18 protein-coding genes and 1 pseudogene are annotated in these 17460 nt (G+C 39.7%); 3 read left to right on the forward strand and 16 right to left on the reverse strand.

Annotated elements, in window-relative coordinates:
• Positions 1-145: 145 nt before the first annotated feature.
• The 5 genes and pseudogenes from BMG01_RS00195 to BMG01_RS00215 all read right to left on the reverse strand — a co-directional run bounded on the left by BMG01_RS00195 (position 146) and on the right by BMG01_RS00215 (position 5514).
• A pseudogene (locus BMG01_RS00195) lies at positions 146-1497 on the reverse strand (gluconate:H+ symporter).
• Positions 1498-1623: 126 nt separating this feature from the next.
• On the reverse strand, positions 1624-1983 hold the full coding sequence (rplS, locus tag BMG01_RS00200) for a 50S ribosomal protein L19 (RefSeq protein WP_004913322.1): 360 nt from the start codon (positions 1981-1983) through the stop codon (positions 1624-1626).
• Positions 1984-2106: 123 nt separating this feature from the next.
• The gene (locus BMG01_RS00205; RefSeq protein ID WP_004913319.1) at positions 2107-3807 is read right to left on the reverse strand and encodes a phospho-sugar mutase; all 1701 of its coding nucleotides are present in this window, start codon (positions 3805-3807) and stop codon (positions 2107-2109) included.
• A gap of 40 nt (positions 3808-3847) precedes the next feature.
• A complete protein-coding gene (locus BMG01_RS00210) occupies positions 3848-4507 on the reverse strand; it encodes a DedA family protein (RefSeq protein ID WP_004913315.1) in 660 nt (219 codons plus the stop codon).
• 26 nt (positions 4508-4533) lie between these two features.
• The gene (locus BMG01_RS00215) at positions 4534-5514 is read right to left on the reverse strand and encodes a LacI family DNA-binding transcriptional regulator (RefSeq protein ID WP_004913313.1); all 981 of its coding nucleotides are present in this window, start codon (positions 5512-5514) and stop codon (positions 4534-4536) included.
• 148 nt (positions 5515-5662) lie between these two features.
• On the opposite strand from BMG01_RS00215, the gene BMG01_RS00220 reads away from it, so the two are divergent.
• From BMG01_RS00220 to BMG01_RS00230, 3 genes are read left to right on the forward strand one after another with little or no spacing between them, the layout of a single operon-like run.
• Positions 5663-6679: a zinc-dependent alcohol dehydrogenase family protein gene (locus tag BMG01_RS00220; RefSeq protein ID WP_004913310.1), complete on the forward strand. Its 1017-nt coding sequence runs from the start codon at positions 5663-5665 to the stop codon at positions 6677-6679.
• A gap of 1 nt (position 6680) precedes the next feature.
• Positions 6681-7415 (forward strand): hypothetical protein, encoded by a 735-nt coding sequence (locus BMG01_RS00225; RefSeq protein WP_004913307.1) that lies wholly within the window; start codon positions 6681-6683, stop codon positions 7413-7415.
• A gap of 57 nt (positions 7416-7472) precedes the next feature.
• Positions 7473-7856, forward strand: a complete 384-nt coding sequence (locus tag BMG01_RS00230; RefSeq protein ID WP_004913303.1) for a VOC family protein — start codon at positions 7473-7475, stop codon at positions 7854-7856.
• A gap of 77 nt (positions 7857-7933) precedes the next feature.
• On the opposite strand, the gene trxB is transcribed toward BMG01_RS00230, so the two are convergent.
• From trxB to BMG01_RS00285, 11 genes are all read right to left on the reverse strand, one after another.
• The gene (trxB, locus tag BMG01_RS00235; RefSeq protein WP_004913300.1) at positions 7934-8893 is read right to left on the reverse strand and encodes a thioredoxin-disulfide reductase; all 960 of its coding nucleotides are present in this window, start codon (positions 8891-8893) and stop codon (positions 7934-7936) included.
• 132 nt (positions 8894-9025) lie between these two features.
• Entirely contained in the window at positions 9026-9901 is an 876-nt protein-coding gene (galU, locus tag BMG01_RS00240; RefSeq protein ID WP_004913298.1) for a UTP--glucose-1-phosphate uridylyltransferase GalU, read from the reverse strand.
• A gap of 16 nt (positions 9902-9917) precedes the next feature.
• Positions 9918-10928 carry an NAD(P)H-dependent glycerol-3-phosphate dehydrogenase gene (locus BMG01_RS00245; RefSeq protein WP_004913295.1) on the reverse strand — a complete coding sequence of 337 codons (1011 nt, stop codon included), beginning with the start codon at positions 10926-10928 and terminating at the stop codon, positions 9918-9920.
• A complete protein-coding gene (gene hprK, locus BMG01_RS00250) occupies positions 10921-11886 on the reverse strand; it encodes an HPr(Ser) kinase/phosphatase (protein WP_004913291.1) in 966 nt (321 codons plus the stop codon). The genes BMG01_RS00245 and hprK overlap by 8 nt, the downstream gene beginning before the upstream one ends.
• A gap of 1 nt (position 11887) precedes the next feature.
• Positions 11888-12244: a phage holin family protein gene (locus BMG01_RS00255; protein ID WP_004913287.1), complete on the reverse strand. Its 357-nt coding sequence runs from the start codon at positions 12242-12244 to the stop codon at positions 11888-11890.
• A 118-nt stretch (positions 12245-12362) separates the two neighbouring features.
• Positions 12363-13037, reverse strand: a complete 675-nt coding sequence (phoU, locus tag BMG01_RS00260) for a phosphate signaling complex protein PhoU (RefSeq protein ID WP_004913284.1) — start codon at positions 13035-13037, stop codon at positions 12363-12365.
• Positions 13038-13095: 58 nt separating this feature from the next.
• On the reverse strand, positions 13096-13866 hold the full coding sequence (pstB, locus tag BMG01_RS00265; RefSeq protein ID WP_004913281.1) for a phosphate ABC transporter ATP-binding protein PstB: 771 nt from the start codon (positions 13864-13866) through the stop codon (positions 13096-13098).
• The gene (gene pstB / locus BMG01_RS00270) at positions 13863-14705 is read right to left on the reverse strand and encodes a phosphate ABC transporter ATP-binding protein PstB (RefSeq protein ID WP_004913279.1); all 843 of its coding nucleotides are present in this window, start codon (positions 14703-14705) and stop codon (positions 13863-13865) included. Before pstB (BMG01_RS00270) ends, pstB (BMG01_RS00265) begins: the two co-directional genes overlap by 4 nt.
• A 7-nt stretch (positions 14706-14712) precedes the next feature.
• Positions 14713-15597: a phosphate ABC transporter permease PstA gene (gene pstA / locus BMG01_RS00275; RefSeq protein ID WP_004913276.1), complete on the reverse strand. Its 885-nt coding sequence runs from the start codon at positions 15595-15597 to the stop codon at positions 14713-14715.
• Positions 15597-16520, reverse strand: a complete 924-nt coding sequence (gene pstC / locus BMG01_RS00280) for a phosphate ABC transporter permease subunit PstC (protein ID WP_004913273.1) — start codon at positions 16518-16520, stop codon at positions 15597-15599. Before pstC ends, pstA begins: the two co-directional genes overlap by 1 nt.
• A gap of 53 nt (positions 16521-16573) precedes the next feature.
• On the reverse strand, positions 16574-17455 hold the full coding sequence (locus BMG01_RS00285; protein WP_036067717.1) for a phosphate ABC transporter substrate-binding protein PstS family protein: 882 nt from the start codon (positions 17453-17455) through the stop codon (positions 16574-16576).
• Between the last annotated feature and the right edge of the window lie 5 nt (positions 17456-17460).

Consider the following 17460-nt stretch of genomic DNA (forward strand, 5'->3'; position numbering starts at 1 on the left):
AAACATTACTGGGGGGGAGTAATGAAACTCAAATGTTATTTGAGTATGTTTCTATTATAGACCAACTATGACAAAAAAACGTATCTACATTTTGACAAAAACGTTACAGAAAAATTACGTTAAAGGTTGTCACATAAGTTAACAATTACACAATAAGATTCAATATCAGGGCCATCCCCAGCCCTACGACAGCGATGATCGTCTCTAATACTGTCCATATCTGTAGTGTTTGCTTAACATTTAAATCAAAATACTCTTTGAACATCCAAAAACCAGCATCATTTACATGTGAAAATGCTAACGAACCTGCACCAATCACCAATACCATCAATGCCGGATTGATGCCTGAAGCAGCCATTAATGGTTGAACGAGTCCTGCCGCGGTTAAGGCAGCTACCGTAGCCGATCCCAATGCAACACGTAATAATACAGTAATTAACCACGCCAAGATTAGAGGCGAAATTGCTGAATGAATGAACAAATCCGAAATTTGTTTTGAAATACCACCATCAATCAAGATTTGCTTGAAAGCGGCACCACCACCAATAATCAACAATAACATAGCGATTGATTTAACCGCATCTTCAACCGTTACCATCATATCTTTCGTTGCACGGCCTTGGTGCCAGCCCATTGCCCACAAAGCAAATACCAAAGAAATAATCATTGCGGCAACCGGGTTGCCAATCATAGTAATAAAAGCGTCAATACCCTTTGGATTTTTAAAAGGTTGGCCATCATTGTAGATAATAGTATAAACTGTTGTAATCCCCATCAATAAAACAGGAAACAACGACGTTAAAACTGAAATACCAAAGCTAGGCGTCTCATCAATCTGAAATGCTTTTTGTTGTCCAAAAGCAGTCAGTTGTTTTTTGACCACAAAAGCATCTGGTGCAAATTTTTGTGCTAATTTTGTGAAAATAGGTCCAGCCACAATGGCAGCTGGAATAGCCACAATTAGGCCATAAACCAACACAGTCCCAGGATTAGCACCTAGTGCGCCCGCAATAGCTGTTGGTGCTGGATGCGGTGGCAAAAACCATGCGTTACTGACAGCGCAGCGGCCATTGGAATACCGAGGTAAAGTAATGGCACCGACGCTTCTAAAGCGATTGCAAAGACAATCGGAATCAATAAAACCATACCAACTTCAAAGAATAACGCAATACCGATGATAAAGGCCGCAACCATAATGGCTAACTGAACACGCTTTTTCCCAAATTTGGCAATTAGTGTGTGAGCAATGCGATAAGCACCGCCAGCATCAGCTACCAACCTGCCTAACACCGCGCCAAAACCAAACACGATTGCCAACTCACCGAGCGATGACCCAATACCATTTTGAATCGATGTTGGAATTTGATCAAGCGGCATACCTAATCCAGCGCCAACTAAAGCAGCGGTTAAAATCAGCGAAATAAAAGTATTGATTTTAAACTTAATAATCAATACTAATAAAAATAGGATTCCCGATCCTAATACAACAAATGACATCATATGCATTCTCCTAAATAATATGCTATTTTCTGTAACCGCTTTCATTTTATCACACAATTCATATTTTAGGTCAAATTTTGTCGCAAAAAAAAGCATCTCAAATTGAGATGCTTTTTCAGTAATTTAAACGTCGCGACGACGTTCTTTAATACGAGCTGCCTTACCTTGCAATGCACGCAAGTAGTACAACTTTGCACGGCGAACTTGACCAAAGCGCACAACTTCAATCTTGTCAACACGTGGTGAGTGCAGTGGGAAAGTACGTTCCACACCAACACCTGAAGAAATCTTACGAACAGTGTAAGTAGCTTGGATGCCAGCACCCTTACGCTTAATTACAACACCTTCAAACAACTGAATACGTTCGCGTGAACCTTCAACAATTTTAGCATACACTTTAACAGTGTCACCGGCACGGAATTCAGGAATATCAGTACGCAATTGTGCTGATGTTACATTTTCTAAAATACTATTTTGACGCATTGGTCATTCTCCTATTCGACAATCTTGCACTTGCCCGTAGGCTAAACGCACAGCGGATTACCGTTAATATGGCAATTAATAGCCATGTAACAGTATAGCAGACATAGCCCCTTGTGTCTAGTACTACTTAGCGTGGGTCATTAAATCACTGGCAATTTTATCAATTTTAGCTTGAGAAGTAGCTTGTGCATCCGAAACAACACCAATATAGAACTTTAGTTTTGGTTCTGTACCGGAAGGTCGAACCGCAACCCATGATCCATCTGCTAGCCAATATTTCAAAACATTAGCTTTAGGTTGCTTGAGTGCCACTGTTTCACCCGTATTATCAGTTTCTATTGAAGATAAGAAATCTTGTACGCGTGTTACACTGACCTCACCGATTGGTTTTGGCTGATTATCACGGAATTCAGAAATAATAGTTGCCATTTCATCATTGCCATGAATACCCGGAAAGTCTAAACTAATGGTTTTTTCTTCAAAATAACCAAACTTTTCAAATAGTTCGTGAACGCCATCTGCAAAAGTTTTACCCTGAGACTTGTAGTATGCAGCCACTTCGGCAAATAATACGAGTGCCTGAATCGCGTCTTTATCATGAGCAAAAGGCTTCACCAAGTAGCCAAAACTCTCTTCAAAACCAAACAAAAATTCGTGTGATTTCGTTGCTTCAAATTCATCAATTGTTGCTGCAATATACTTAAATCCGGTCAAAACATCTGCCGTCACAACACCGAAACTTTCAGCAACAGTTGATGCAAATCTTGATGAGACAATTGAAGTTACAATAGCACCATTTTCGGGTAATGACTGCGTATTTTTCTTAGCCGTCAAAAGATAATTAACTAATACAGCAGCAATTTGATTGCCAGTAAGCACTTGGAAACTACCATCTGACAATTTAACCGCAGCGCCCATACGATCGGCATCCGGATCAGTAGCGACAACCGCGTCTGCCCCTTCGCGCTTTGCATATTCAATCGCAAGTGTTAAGGCTGCTGCATCCTCAGGATTAGGCTTTTTGACCGTCGGGAAATCACCATCAATCACAGCTTGTTCTTTAACAACAGTATAGTTAGTGAAACCAGCCTGTTGCAGTGCCTTTTCACCAATATATTGGCCCGTACCATGAAGTGGTGAATAAACAAACTTTAGTGAAGTCCCTTCACGTGCAACTAGTTCAGGATCAACTGTTACTGTTTTCATTTTTGATAAGTAGAGGTTATCAATATCGTCATCAATCATTTGAACATTGGCGCTTTTCTCATCCAATGAAATATCAAAAATATCAGTAATACCTTCCAACTCTTTCACAACTGCTGCAACAGCGTCGGGAACCATTTGGCCCCCATCTTCACCATAAACCTTATAACCATTGTATTCTTTAGGATTATGTGAGGCAGTAATCATGATGCCGGCAAACGCTTTCAATTCACGTACGGCAAATGATAGTTCAGGTGTTGGGCGCAATGATGTAAATAAATAACTCTTGATACCATGCGCAGAGAGTACCTGTGAAGCATCTGCAGCAAACTCAGGAGAAAAATGACGCGAGTCAAAACTGATTGCCACGCCACGCTGTTTTGCCGCATCCCCTTGTGAAGTAATATAGCGCGCCAATGCTTCAGTTACCTGACGAACAGTATAAATGTTCATGCGATTAGTACCAGCCCCAAGTAAGCCACGCATGCCTGCAGTACCAAAACTCAAGTTTTGATAGAAAGCATCTTCCTGTTCTTCTGCTGAATATGATGCCAAATCAGTTGCCAAATAGTCAGGCAAATTTGCTGATTGCCACTGTGCCAGTTTTTCTTGATAACTCATGATTAACCTTCTTTTCCCATTTTCTTAAATTATAACAAAATTATTTCCGTGTGAACAACGCCAAAATCCAGTTTCTAAACTTTTGCATTCTTAAAACAGTAATTGCTATCACAGCAATTACGATAAAAATAGTCACAGTCACGGACTTTGGAATCTCCAAATGGCCTACAAAATAACCAATTGAGACAATACTGGCTGACCATAAAATACTAGCAAAAGCAGCCATTCGTAAATAAACTGGAAAGGCTAACCCCAAACGATGTGCTAATAATGGCACAGCAACGCGAATAAAGGGTAAAAAGCGGCCTAACACAACGAATAGCAACCATCTCTTGGGATGAAAATCTTTAGCGATTTCATCAGTCAAACTACTGTGTGAATATTTTTTAACCCAGGGTATTTTAGCGACTTGTGTCGTAATGAACGCGCCCAACCAATAATTAACAGCATCTCCTAAAAAAGAAGCAATTGCAAAAATGCCAATAACCAAAAGCAATTCACCAATATTATGATGGGCGCCAGCCAAACTTCCTACTGTAATCAAAATCGTATCACCAGGAATAAATCCTGTCACAATCCCAGCAGTCTCAATAAATATCAATACAAACATGATACCAAATGCTGCTAATGTGAAATGATGATCACTGGCGATTAAATGTTCTAGCCAGTTGGGCAATGCAGTGAGTGAATTTAGAAACATTTTCCCCTCCGAAATGTTACCAAAAATTAGTCTTTTGGTAAATACAGTGACACTGGCAGCAAACTATCAGGCGTCATTGTTGTTCTTGGTGTTTTAATCAGTGCAAATAATACCTCTATTAACTGTGATGCAGCCGCTGCAATCGGTTGAACAATTGTTGGCAAATTTGGATGCAAACGCCGGACAATTGGTGTCCCGTCGTATCCAATAATGTTAATATCCTCTGGCACTCTTTTACCAGCCTTCTGCAAAGCATTTTCTAGTTGAATAGCAGCCACATCATTATAGGCAAAGACCCCCTCAATGCCATTCTTAATGATATAAGACACCATATTGTCGATGTCCTTACTTGTAGCAAACCCTTGTAAACTATAATTTTGTCTGACAACAGGAATCGAATTCTGTTGTGTAGCACGTAAAAATCCTGCGTACCGTTGATGGGTTGGTGATTCTGAGCCATCATCATCACTTAACATTAATAACCTTTTTGCACCAGTAGACAATAGATACTCACCAGCTAAATAGCCACCTTGTTCATTATCCTCGCTAACAATTGGCACGTTATCTGCCAAGTAACGATCGTAAGAAACAATTGGTAAAAAGGTGTTTTGATACTCACCAATACCCAAATTATGTGAAGAAGTAATGATACCTTCGACTTGATTCGCAGCCAACATTTGAAGGTACTGACGCTCTTTTTCAACATTATTAGCTGAAGTTGCAATAATGACCTTATACCCTAACTCAAATAGCTGTTGCTCAATCTCACTCGCCAAAGCTGTAAAAAAGGGATTTTCCATGTTCGGAAAAATCAATCCGATAAATTGCGATGATTTTCCTTGCAGCGAACGCGCCATGGCATTAGGTTGATAATGCAACTCTCGCATAGCTTCGTGAACTTTATTAATTGTTTTTTGGCTTAATGAACCATAGTTATTGATGACGCGCGATACCGTTGTTACTGAAACACCAGCTAACGCCGCAACATCACTTAATTTTGCAACCATTGCAATCCTCCATACTCTCTTAATATTCTATCACATGGTCTATTCCCCTTACTAAAATAAATGTGATAAACGTTTGACTTTGTCGTGCTAAAGGTTTACCATTGTCCTCGTAAGTTAATTTAATCACAAATAAAAAAGGAGAACAAACATGGAAGCACTTGTGTTAACTGGTACAAAAAAATTAGAGGTTGAGAACATTGAAAAGCCTGAGGTAAAACCCAATGAAGTTTTGATTCATACGGCATTCGCTGGTATTTGTGGTACTGATCACGCTTTGTATGCCGGCCTTCCCGGCTCAGCAGATGCTGTGCCACCAATTGTGTTGGGTCATGAAAATTCCGGTGTTGTAGCTGAGATTGGTTCTGATGTTACAAACGTTGCTGTTGGTGATCGTGTAACAATTGATCCTAATATTTACTGTGGCCAATGCAAGTATTGCCGTACTGCACGTCCAGAACTTTGCGAAAACTTGTCGGCTGTTGGTGTTACACGTAATGGTGGATTTGAGGAATACTTCACGGCACCTGCATCAGTTGTTTACCAAATTCCTGATAACGTTTCACTTAAGTCAGCTGCCGTTGTTGAGCCTATTTCATGTGCGGTTCACGGTATTCAACTACTTAAAGTGACACCTTACCAAAAGGCATTGGTTATTGGTGATGGCTTCATGGGTGAGCTTTTTGTTCAAATTTTGCAAGCTTATGGTATTCACCAAGTCGACTTGGCTGGTATTGTTCCTGAAAAGCTCGCTATGAACAAAGAAAAGTTTGGCGTGAAAAATACGTACAATACCAAAGATGGTGATAAAATTCCTGAAGGTACTTATGATGTTGTCGTTGAAGCAGTTGGTTTACCACAAACACAAGAAGCAGCCATTGAGGCTTCAGCCCGTGGTGCTCAAGTTTTGATGTTTGGTGTTGGTGGCCCCGACGCAAAGTTCCAAATGAACACTTATGAAGTCTTCCAAAAGCAATTGACGATTCAAGGATCATTTATCAATCCAAACGCCTTTGAAGATTCATTGGCATTGTTATCATCAGGCAAGTTAGACGTTGAATCGTTGATGTCTCACGAACTAGATTACCAGACTGTAGATGATTTTGTGAATGGTAAATTAGGTGTCGTTTCCAAGGCAGTCGTCAAGGTTGGTGGCGAAGAGGCATAAGATGGCAGAAAATGCGCGACATCATAATCCACGAAGCATTTCAATGAGCAAATCACTTATGTTTTTTGGCATTTCATTGATTTTAAATGCGATGGGAAATGTTTTGACGCTCGTCACAGCTTCACATATAAAACCCGCTTTTTTGGGATCAGCTTATTGGACAGCTGCAGAGGCTAATCTAGGTCAAGCCTTACTAGGAAATAATTCACTTGTTTTATTTTGGGCATTCCTAGTTCTCGGCATGCTTATTTCATTTCTAAATGCGCTATTGATGAAAAAGTTAGATTGGCATCGTATTATTGGTAATTTCTTGTTTATGTTACCATTTTCAATTTTTATTCAATGGTTTTCAAATATTTTCAATCAAATTATGCCAAATGCTAATTCAGTGGCAGCAACTGTGTTGTATACAGTAATTAATTTTATTGGTGTCGCCTTCATTGCCGTTGCCATTTCGATTTATCAACGTGTGAATTTAGTATTACACCCAGCCGATGATTTAATGCAAATCTTGCGTTTCAAATACTTTCATGGGTCAGCTTTCAAAGCCATGTGGGCATCTTACATTCCACCAACGATTTTTGCAATCATTGCTTTTGTAATTACTTTACCTAATTTGTATAATTTCGGTTTAGGTACTATTTTCGCATTCCTATTTCAAGGCGGCATTACGGGCATTGCAGATAAATATGTCTTCAAGAATTTAAAGCATCAGGCAATAGATGTTGGTAATTAAAACAATTATTTTGTAAAATGAACATATCAGTAGCAATACTACTAGAAAGGTATTATTATGGCATTTTCAGACTATTATAGTGGCGTACAGCACATTGGTATTCCTACGTCATCTTTGGCAAAATCAGAGGCTTTTTGGACAAAGCTGGGCTTTAAAAAGACTGGCGATTTCCCCGTTGGTAAAGTTATCTTCATGCAACGTGGCAACTTAGTCATCGAAACTTGGGCAGGAGATGAAGTTGTTGGTAAACCAGGTGCAATCAATCATATTTCAATGGATACAACTGATGCTGATGCCGCTTTTGTGGCAGCAAAAGCGGAAGGATTTGATTTGCTTAACACCGAGGTGCAACATTTGCCATTTTGGGAAAAAGGAATCAAGTTCTTTAACTTACAAGGACCTGATGGGGTTATTGTAGAATTTTGCGAAATAGTTAAATAAGCAAAAAGCGCCTATTGGCGCTTTTTTATTTTCTAAATTAAATCAATAAAAAATACGCACAGTGATGTGCGCATTTTTCATTCAGTTGTGATCGTCTGAACAGTGGTTTCTAAATGGCTGATGTAGTCATAGACTCCTTGTCCAGCCAAGCCACCATCACCAACAGCCGTCGTAATCTGTCGCAAATCTTTGACTCTGACGTCTCCTACTGCGAAGATACCAGGAATTGCTGTCTGCATCTTCTCATCAGTTAATATCCATCCCTCAGAGTCGGTAATGTCGAGATTCTCGAAACCTTGTGTATTTGCTTTTAATCCAACGTAAACAAAGACACCTGCTGCATCAATATGTGCTTTTTCCTGTGTTTGATTATTAATAATATCAAGTCCTGTGATTTTGTCATCATCACCAGTAATCGCTTCCACTTCTGTATGCCACATAAATGACATTTTTGGATTCGCAAATGCCCGATCTTGAATAATTTGTTGTGCACGCAGTTTATCACGACGATGTAGAACAGTAACAGACTTTGCCAAATTAGTAAGATAAAGTCCCTCTTCAATTGCTGAATCACCACCACCAACAACAACAACATTCTCATCACGGAAGAACGCACCATCACAGACTGCACAATAACTCACGCCACGACCTTGATATTCTTCCTCGCCATCAGCTCCTAAGTGAATATGCTCAGAGCCGGTCGCGATGATAACCGCTTTGGCGACATAATCGTCCATGTCAGTATGAATATACTTCAAGTCATCCTTTAATTCAACACGTTCGACTGTCCCAAAACCATATTCAGCACCGAATTGTGTTGATGATGAATACATTTTTTCAGCTAAATCGGGTCCTAAAATCGAATCAAAACCAGGATAATTTTCAACTTCAGCCGTATTATTCATTTGACCGCCATAAATACCACGATCAAGCATTAGAACTGATAAATTGGCACGTGAAGCATAGGTCGCTGCTGTCATGCCGGCAGGACCTGCTCCAACGATAATAACATCATATATTTTAATATTTTCTGGCATCACCACACCTACACTTACTTTTTGTTAAGACTATTGTACTCGTTATTATATGAAATGTCGAGGGCAAAACCTGTCATTAGATATTTTAATAATGAATATGAAAAAACGAGAACTAGTCTCGTTTTTTAGTGATTAAAGTTTAGCCGCTAACTCCTTGATGTAAGCGCGCAGTGCATCTTTAGTCTGTGGGTGTTTCAAGCCAAATTCAATATTTGTCTCTAAGAAACCAATCTTTGAGCCAATATCGTAACGACTACCCTTGAATTCATGAGCATATACATGTTGGCGATTATTCAAAGAATCAATTGCGTCTGTCAATTGAATTTCGTTGCCCTTACCAGGCTTTGTATTTTCCAATTCTTCAAAAATTTCTGGTGTTAGCAAGTAACGTCCAATAATAGCTAAATCTGAAGGTGCTTCTTCTGGCTTTGGCTTTTCCACAAAACTCTTAACACGGTATAGACCGTCATCGTTAACTTGAGCCGCCGGATCAATCACACCATATTCAGATACTTGATCATGAGGCACCTTCATCACGGCCAAAGTTGATTCTCCAGTTTCTTCATAACGCTCAATCAACTGCTTTGTCAGTGGCACTTCATCTTGCATCAAATCATCACCAAGTAACACAACAAAAGGCTCGTCACCAATGAAAGCCTTGGCTGTCAATACAGCGTCACCTAGGCCTTTAGGATGTGATTGACGTATGAAATACATATTGATATCTGTTGTTTCTTCAACAACTTTCAGTAAAGCATCCTTACCCTTTTCCCGCAAATTATTTTCCAGTTCAGGATTTGAATCAAAATGATCTTCAATTGAACGCTTTGACTTACCGTCCACGATAACAATATCTTCAATGCCAGATTCAATTGCTTCTCTTACAATATATTCAATTGTTGGTGTGTCAACAATTGGTAGCATTTCTTTTGCTAATGCTTTTGTTGCAGGTAGAAAACGTGTACCTAACCCTGCTGCTGGAATAATTGCCTTACGTACTGGTTTCATAATTTTTCTCTTTTCTTTAATCTTCACTGCGCAAATTTCGTTGCATTAATTGCGCAATCGCACTTTGCAATGGTAGTTGTTCATATAACACTTGATAAATTGCTTTTGTAATAGGCATATCCACTTGATGTTGCACAGAAAACTCATAAACAGCTTTAGTCGTGCTAACACCCTCAATGACCATTCCCATAGCCTCTTCCACTTCAGCTAACGATTTACCAGAACCTAATTCTCGACCTGCTCGATAGTTTCTTGAATTTGGCGACATGCCTGTCACAATCAAATCGCCAATGCCAGCCAGCCCCAAAAAAGTTTCGGGTTTAGCACCCATTGCCTGACCCAAAGCGCGCATTTCTACTAATCCACGTGTTAGCAATGCCGCTTGTGCATTAGCGCCATAGCCTAAGCCAATCAATGCGCCAGAGCCAATCGCGATAATATTTTTTAACGCAGAAGCTAATTCAGAACCTAATAAATCGTGGTTCGTATAAGGTCTAAAGACATCATTTGCAAAAATCGCTTGGATCAGTTCAGCAGCTTTAGGATCATCACTGGCAATTGAAACAGCTGTCAAATCATGTTTAATAACATCTTCAGCGTGTGACGGACCTGACAGCATCGCCAAAGCAGTACGGTATTGTGCCGGTACTTCCTCAGCCAACATTTCTGAAATGCGTTTAAATGTCACAGGCTCTAAACCTTTTGTTGCATGTGCCAAAATAACACGATGATTTTGTTTTGCCAAGACATCTGCTAGTTGATGTGCGACTTCACGAACTGCTTTGGTTGGCACAACGCTGAGCACAACGTCAACGTCAGAGACGGCTAGTGCCATATTGTCAGTAGCCATCAAACGCTCATTTAATATTGCTTTTGGTAGATATTTTTGATTTGTATGCTGATTGCTTATTTCTCTGGCCTGATCAGCGTTATGGGTCCACAAACGCACTTCTTGATGATTTTCGGCAACAACATTAGCCAAAGCTGTTCCCCATGATCCGGCGCCCAATATGGCAATTTTAGTCATTTTTGTCACCTGCTGCATCAATTTTTTCGTTCTTCGCCATTTCAGCTGTCATACGTTGCTCTAATGTTTGTAACGCGTCAATACCCATATTTGCGGTTCTAAATTTAACGGCAGCTGCATCAATTACACTAGCTGTATTACGTCCTGGCGTCACTGGAACCACCATACGCTTGATTTGAACACCCATAATTTCTAATGAATCATTATCATTTCCTAATCGATCAAAATTGGCTTCACCAATTTTACCATTTGAAAGATGAATATTCAGAGCGATGGTAGCATGTGACCGAACAGATACGGCACCATAAACTTGTTGCACATCAATGATGCCTACGCCACGAACTTCCATCATGTTTCGTAAAACACCGTTTGGTTCACCAATTAGGCGCTCTTCATCTTCTTGATAAATATCAACACGATCATCAGCCACCAACCTTGCTTTACCTTGTTGAATTAACTCAAGTGCAGATTCCGTTTTTCCTATACCGGCATCACCTGTAATCAATACACCAAGACCATGGACATCAATCAAAACACCGTGGACATTTTCTCGTGGGGCTAATTGTCCGCCAAGATAATAAGTCATATTTGATAAAATACGAGATGATGTTAGCGTTGAAGTCAAGATTGGAATATGTGCTTCTTGTGCCGCTTGTTTCAACTCGTCACTAATCGGTAAACCAGTTGACACAACAAACGCTGGTGTTGTCGTATCAGCCATTCGTCGATACACCATCAACAATTCGTCATGATTCATACGTTCTGAAAAGGAAGTTTCTGTAATTCCTAACAACTGAACACGCTCTGGTGCGTAATAGTTGAAATAACCAGTCATTTCCAGTCCAGGACGTGAAATGTCCGCCGTCGTGATTTCTCTGTCAAGAAATTGCTCACCTGCAACAATTTTAAGACGCGTGTTAGCCACTAATTGTTCTACTGTTACTGAATTTTGTGCCATTTTAATTTCTTTCTACTTGCACATGCAAATCATTGGTTAAAATTGTGTTGATAATTGATAAGATGAAAGCAATCAGCATTGCCCACCCGAAACTGGTAAATTCGAATCCACCAACAACATCAGCCGTTATTTCAAGGAGGAACGCGTTAACAACGATGGCAAAAAAACCAAACGTTATAATAGTTAACGGTAACGTTAGAACTGTCAGAATTGGCTTAATGATAGCGTTTAGTATTGATAATACAAACGCTGCAAACAATGCCGAAACCCAATTATCAACTCGAAATCCAGAAGTGAATATCATTGATAAAACCAAAAAGCTCAACATGTTTGTTGCTAATCGAACAATAAAGCGCATCGAAACCCCCGTAAGATTTTCTATGAAAACGGTTACTATATTGATACAATAACACTTTCACATAACAATTATACCAAATGTAGACTATAAAAAAAAGCGCCTTACAGACGCTTGACTGTTAAATAAAGAAATTGTAACCTGGATTCAATTCGATAATCTTACCAGTGCGCTTGTAGACAATCCATTCCGCAATATCGGTTGTGTAATCACCAATACGCTTCAAATAGCCAGCAATCACCAAATAATCAGCCGCTGAATCAACTAAATCAGCATTTTCTTTCATACCGTTTACTGAATCGGTTCTGACTTTAGCAGCACTTTGTGACAACTTATGGTTAGCTTCAGCTATTGATTCAGCGCCAAGGGCGTCATTTTTAACATAGTATTCCATAACCTGAGAAACCATGTTAGCTACCATTTCACCTATAACACCAAGTTCTTGCTCAATGCTAGCAATATGCTTTGTCCCTTTAACACGAATAGTTGAGTTAGCAATATTGCGCGCCTGATCTCCCATTCGTTCCAAAACTGAAACAGCCTTTAAAATTGTGACAATTTCACGCAAATCTGTGGTGACAGGTTGATATAGTGCAATCATCTCAAACGTTTTCTTTTCAATGGCAGCTTCTCGTTCATTGATTTGATGATCATTTTCTAAAATTTGACGCGCACCCTCGCGGTCATGATCCACAAATGACTGAACAGCTTTTTGAATAGTTTGAGACACTAGCATACCCATTTCTGTAAATGAGCTATCTAAATCTGCTAATTCTTCATCAAATAATCGACGCATAACAAACTCCTCCATGACTTTGTGTAATGTGGTCTTGCAATATGACTTTTGGTTTCAACTAACCAAAACGTCCAGAAACATAATCTTGTGTTTCTTGCTTTTGGGGATTAAGAAAAATGTGCTTCGTCTGATCAACTTCAATCAGATCACCACTCAAGAAGAAAGCGGTTCGATCAGAAATTCTTGAAGCTTGTGACATTGAATGTGTCACAATAATCATGGCATAATCTTCTCTTAATTTCAACAATGTCTCCTCGATATTACGACTCGAAATGGGATCAAGTGCTGAAGTGGGTTCATCAAGTAAAAGCAAATCTGGTGACATTGCCAATACACGCGCAATTGAGACACGCTGCTGTTGACCACCGGATAAGCCTAATGCTGATTTGTGCAAGTCATCTTTGACTTCATCCCAAACTGAAGCTTGCTTTAGTGAACGTTCCACTGCTTCATCCAATATCGCTTTATCTTTAACGCCATCTAAACGCAATCCAAAAATAACGTTTTCATAGATTGAGAAAGGAAATGGATTTGGTTGCTGGAAAACCATACCAATTTGCTTGCGCAAATCAACTGTATCAGTCGTTGGTGCATATATATCAGTACCATTAAAATTAAATGAACCTGTTACAGTCACACCATCTTCCAAATCGTGCATCCGATTTAATGCGCGTAAATATGTGGTTTTTCCTGAACCAGAAGGACCAATTAGAGCTGTGATACCCTTGTTTGGAAAGTCCAAGTCAATACCATGCAAGGCTTCTTTTTGACCATACCAAAGACGAACATCACGTGTCGATAAAATTGTTTTTTCTTGTTTGTCTGTCATCCGAAATTACCTGATATATAATCATTTGTCAAAGCGACTTTAGGTCTTGTAAATATTTTACGCGTTAAGTCATACTCAATGACCTTACCTAAATGGAAGAAAGCCGTGTAATCACTAATACGGGCAGCCTGTTGCATGTTATGTGTCACAATAATGATTGTGTATTGATTCTTTAATTCAATCAGCGTGTCTTCGACCTGAGCTGAAGAAATTGGATCCAATGCACTTGAAGGTTCATCCAACAAAAGAATATCGGGCTTCAGTGCCAAAGCACGTGCAATAACTAATCTTTGTGCCTGCCCACCGGACAAAGCTAAAGCTGATTTATTTAATTCATCTTTAACCTGATCCCACAATGCTGCTTGTTTTAAACTGGTTTCAACTATTTCGTCCAACTGTTCTTTTGTGTAGTTGCCGCGTTGCGTTAACGCAAAAGTAATGTTGTCATAGATTGATTTTGCAAACGGATTAGGCCGTTGAAAAACCATGCCAATATGGCGGCGCATCTCATAAACATCAATATTCTTAGTGTTAATGTCAACACCACGATACATAATTTGACCATTAACGGTGGCAACATCATCATTCATACGGTTCAAAGATCTTAAAAATGTTGATTTACCAGAACCCGATGCACCAATAAGGCTGGTAATCTTATAGCGCTCAAATTCCAAATCACCTTCGCTCAAAGCAAGATTATCCCCGTAAAACACTTGCAAATCATGCGTAGAAATCGCAATTTCATGCTTGTCAGCGTCCATATTATAGATATAACGTTCAGGAGCGTCTTCTCTAATAAAATCGCTGGCAGGTTTAAATTCAAAGTTAGGATTTGTCATAGTCGCCTCACGAACTAGTTAATTTCTTATACAACTTCATACCTAATTTACGAGCACTAAAGTTGAACAGTAATACAACAATAATTAATACTGCTGATGCACCAGCAGATACAGCGTTGACATCGGGCATAATGCCTTCAGAATTAATTTTCCAAATATGAACCGCTAAAGTTTCTGCTGGGCGCATTGGGTTCAAGGGACTTGAAATATTAAACGGATTCCAATCACCAAAATTTAAAGCTGGTGCAGATTGTCCAGCTGTGTAGATTAGTGCGGCAGCTTCACCAAACACACGCCCAGCTGACAACACAACTCCTGTTACAATTGAAGGCACAGCCGCGGGTAAAATCACGTGTAAGACTGTTTCCCAACGTGATAATCCCAATGCAGATCCTGCTTCACGTTGTAAATCTGGAATTTGCGCCAAACTCGTCTCAATCGAACGTGTCAGCAATGGTAAGTTGAACAAAGTTAGCGCAATGGCACCAGACAAAATCGAAAATCCTAATTTAAATTGAACAACAAACAACAGGAATCCAAACAAACCAACAACAACAGATGGTAATGAACTTAGAATTTCAATTGCCGTGCGAACAATCGCTGTAAAATAATTTTTCTTAGCATATTCATTTAAGTAAATTGCTGCCCCCAATGCGATTGGAAAGCTAATTACCATAGCCAAAATCAATAAATAAAATGAGTTGAAGAGTTGTACTCCAACACCGCCACCTGCCTCAAAAGCACGGGCAGGTGAGGTTAGAAAGTGCCATGAAAGATGTGGTACACCTCTTACAAGGATAAACGACAGCATCGCAAACAAAATTAATGCGACAATACCAGAAATGGCGTAAATAAAACCAGTAGCTATCTTATCAGCAGTTTTTGCTTTCATTACTTCATCGCTCCTCTACGTCCAATTGCACGCACAATTAAGTTAAATACCAATGACATGATTAACAAAATCATTGCCAACGTCCATAATACATCATTCTGTAATGATCCCATGACAGTATTACCAATTCCCATCGTCAAGACAGAAGTTAATGTTGAGGCAGGAGTCGTCAAACTATGTGGCATCAACGCTGCGTTTCCAATGACCATTTGGACCGCCAAAGCTTCACCAAACGCTCGAGCCATTCCAAACACAATTGCTGTTAGGATACCAGGTGTTGCGGCGCGCAAAACAACCTTGTAAATCATTTGCCAACGCGTAGCACCAATTGCTAGAGCAGACTCGCGATAATGACGTGGCACAGATTTTAATGTGTCGACGGTCATCGAAGTAATAGTGGGCAAAATCATAACGAAAAGTACAATTGTACCTGATAAAATACCAAATCCTGAACCGCCAGCAATTGTTCTTATAACTGGTACAACAACTGTTAAACCAATAAACCCATAAACAACTGATGGAATACCAACCAACAATTCGACAATAGGTTGCATAATTTTGGCGCCGCGCTTTTGTGCAATTTCAGTCATGAACAAAGCAGTACCAATTGCAAATGGTGTTGCGACAATGGCAGACAAGAATGTTACTAAAAACGAGCCCAAAATCATTGGCAAAGCGCCAATATAAGGCTTTTTTGTTGCGGGATCAGTTACAGAAGGATTCCATGTTGTGCCAAATAAGAAATATTTCACATTGACACCATCTTTATAAAAAGTTGACAAGCCACGACTCAAAACAAAAACGAAAATTGAAACAACAACGATTGCAATCAAGATCAATGCTGTCATGCTGATTGCACGACCAATAGTATCTTTTCGAGTTGATTCAGAGCGTTGCATTAGTTTTTTTGTGATATTATCCATGTTTTCTCCACGGTGAGTGTTGTTGCGCCAATTAGCGTCAACAACGAACACGTTTATTTTTCAACCACTTGACCATTAACACTACGACTAATTTTCATGTCATGAATTGAAATATAGCCCAACTTTGGCACTAAAGTAGATTGAATTTTTGTTGATGTGAGATACTTTAAAAATTTACCAACTTGAGCATTGGGTCTCCCCTTAGTGTAAACATGCTCATATGACCAAATGGCGTATTTGCCAGTGGCAACATTTTGATTATTAGGTTTTATGCCGTTAACACTAGCAGCCACAACAGACGAGTCGATGTAACCAAAAGCAGCATAAGAAATTGCGCCTGGCGTTGTCGCCACAATTGAGCGTACCATACCTGATGAGTCTTGCTCCTGAGCTGAAATACTTTCAGCACCACCTAAGGCCCATTTTTCAAAAGTCGCCCTTGTACCAGAACCAGTTGCACGATTGATAATGACAATGTCAAGGTTTTTACCACCCACTTCTTGCCATTTCGTTATTTTACCTGTAAAAATAGCTTTTAATTGCGCTGTGGATAGGTTTTTAACACCGTTGTCTTTATTTAACAAAGGTGCAATACCCACAACAGCAACTCGATGATCTACTAACTGACTGGCTTTAATGCCTTCTTTTTCTTCAGCAAACACATCTGAATTGCCTAAATCTACGGCGCCTTGTGAAACTTGGCTGAGCCCTGTTCCCGTACCGCCGCCTTGAACGTTAATAAATATACCAAGATTTTCTTTAGCATATTCTTCGCCCGCCGCTTCAACCAATGGTTGAAGCGCAGTTGATCCAACAGCCGTGATTGAAGTGCCAGATGCGCTTTTGTCACGTGTGGCATAGGCCGTTCCAAGTGCTGCAACAATAGCCACGACAACGATTGAAGATATAACCGCGCCGCGATGTGATTTCGACATGTTAA

It is taken from the genome of Leuconostoc sp. BM2 (assembly GCF_002095565.1).
Taxonomy (GTDB): Bacteria; Bacillota; Bacilli; order Lactobacillales; family Lactobacillaceae; genus Leuconostoc; species Leuconostoc falkenbergense.

Excerpts from the sequence above, each read along its gene's own strand:
- BMG01_RS00220 (WP_004913310.1), top strand. The coding sequence starts at position 5,663 with ATGGAAGCACTTGTGTTAACTGGTACAAAAAAATTAGAGGTTGAGAAC.
- galU (WP_004913298.1), bottom strand. The coding sequence starts at position 9,901 with ATGAAACCAGTACGTAAGGCAATTATTCCAGCAGCAGGGTTAGGTACA.
- BMG01_RS00285 (WP_036067717.1), bottom strand. The coding sequence starts at position 17,455 with ATGTCGAAATCACATCGCGGCGCGGTTATATCTTCAATCGTTGTCGTG.
- trxB (WP_004913300.1), bottom strand. The coding sequence starts at position 8,893 with ATGCCAGAAAATATTAAAATATATGATGTTATTATCGTTGGAGCAGGT.
- pstC (WP_004913273.1), bottom strand. The coding sequence starts at position 16,520 with ATGGATAATATCACAAAAAAACTAATGCAACGCTCTGAATCAACTCGA.
- pstA (WP_004913276.1), bottom strand. The coding sequence starts at position 15,597 with ATGAAAGCAAAAACTGCTGATAAGATAGCTACTGGTTTTATTTACGCC.
- BMG01_RS00215 (WP_004913313.1), bottom strand. The coding sequence starts at position 5,514 with ATGGTTGCAAAATTAAGTGATGTTGCGGCGTTAGCTGGTGTTTCAGTA.
- phoU (WP_004913284.1), bottom strand. The coding sequence starts at position 13,037 with ATGCGTCGATTATTTGATGAAGAATTAGCAGATTTAGATAGCTCATTT.
- BMG01_RS00225 (WP_004913307.1), top strand. The coding sequence starts at position 6,681 with ATGGCAGAAAATGCGCGACATCATAATCCACGAAGCATTTCAATGAGC.
- BMG01_RS00230 (WP_004913303.1), top strand. The coding sequence starts at position 7,473 with ATGGCATTTTCAGACTATTATAGTGGCGTACAGCACATTGGTATTCCT.
- BMG01_RS00210 (WP_004913315.1), bottom strand. The coding sequence starts at position 4,507 with ATGTTTCTAAATTCACTCACTGCATTGCCCAACTGGCTAGAACATTTA.
- rplS (WP_004913322.1), bottom strand. The coding sequence starts at position 1,983 with ATGCGTCAAAATAGTATTTTAGAAAATGTAACATCAGCACAATTGCGT.
- BMG01_RS00205 (WP_004913319.1), bottom strand. The coding sequence starts at position 3,807 with ATGAGTTATCAAGAAAAACTGGCACAGTGGCAATCAGCAAATTTGCCT.
- pstB (WP_004913279.1), bottom strand. The coding sequence starts at position 14,705 with ATGACAAATCCTAACTTTGAATTTAAACCTGCCAGCGATTTTATTAGA.
- BMG01_RS00245 (WP_004913295.1), bottom strand. The coding sequence starts at position 10,928 with ATGACTAAAATTGCCATATTGGGCGCCGGATCATGGGGAACAGCTTTG.
- BMG01_RS00255 (WP_004913287.1), bottom strand. The coding sequence starts at position 12,244 with ATGCGCTTTATTGTTCGATTAGCAACAAACATGTTGAGCTTTTTGGTT.
- hprK (WP_004913291.1), bottom strand. The coding sequence starts at position 11,886 with ATGGCACAAAATTCAGTAACAGTAGAACAATTAGTGGCTAACACGCGT.
- pstB (WP_004913281.1), bottom strand. The coding sequence starts at position 13,866 with ATGACAGACAAACAAGAAAAAACAATTTTATCGACACGTGATGTTCGT.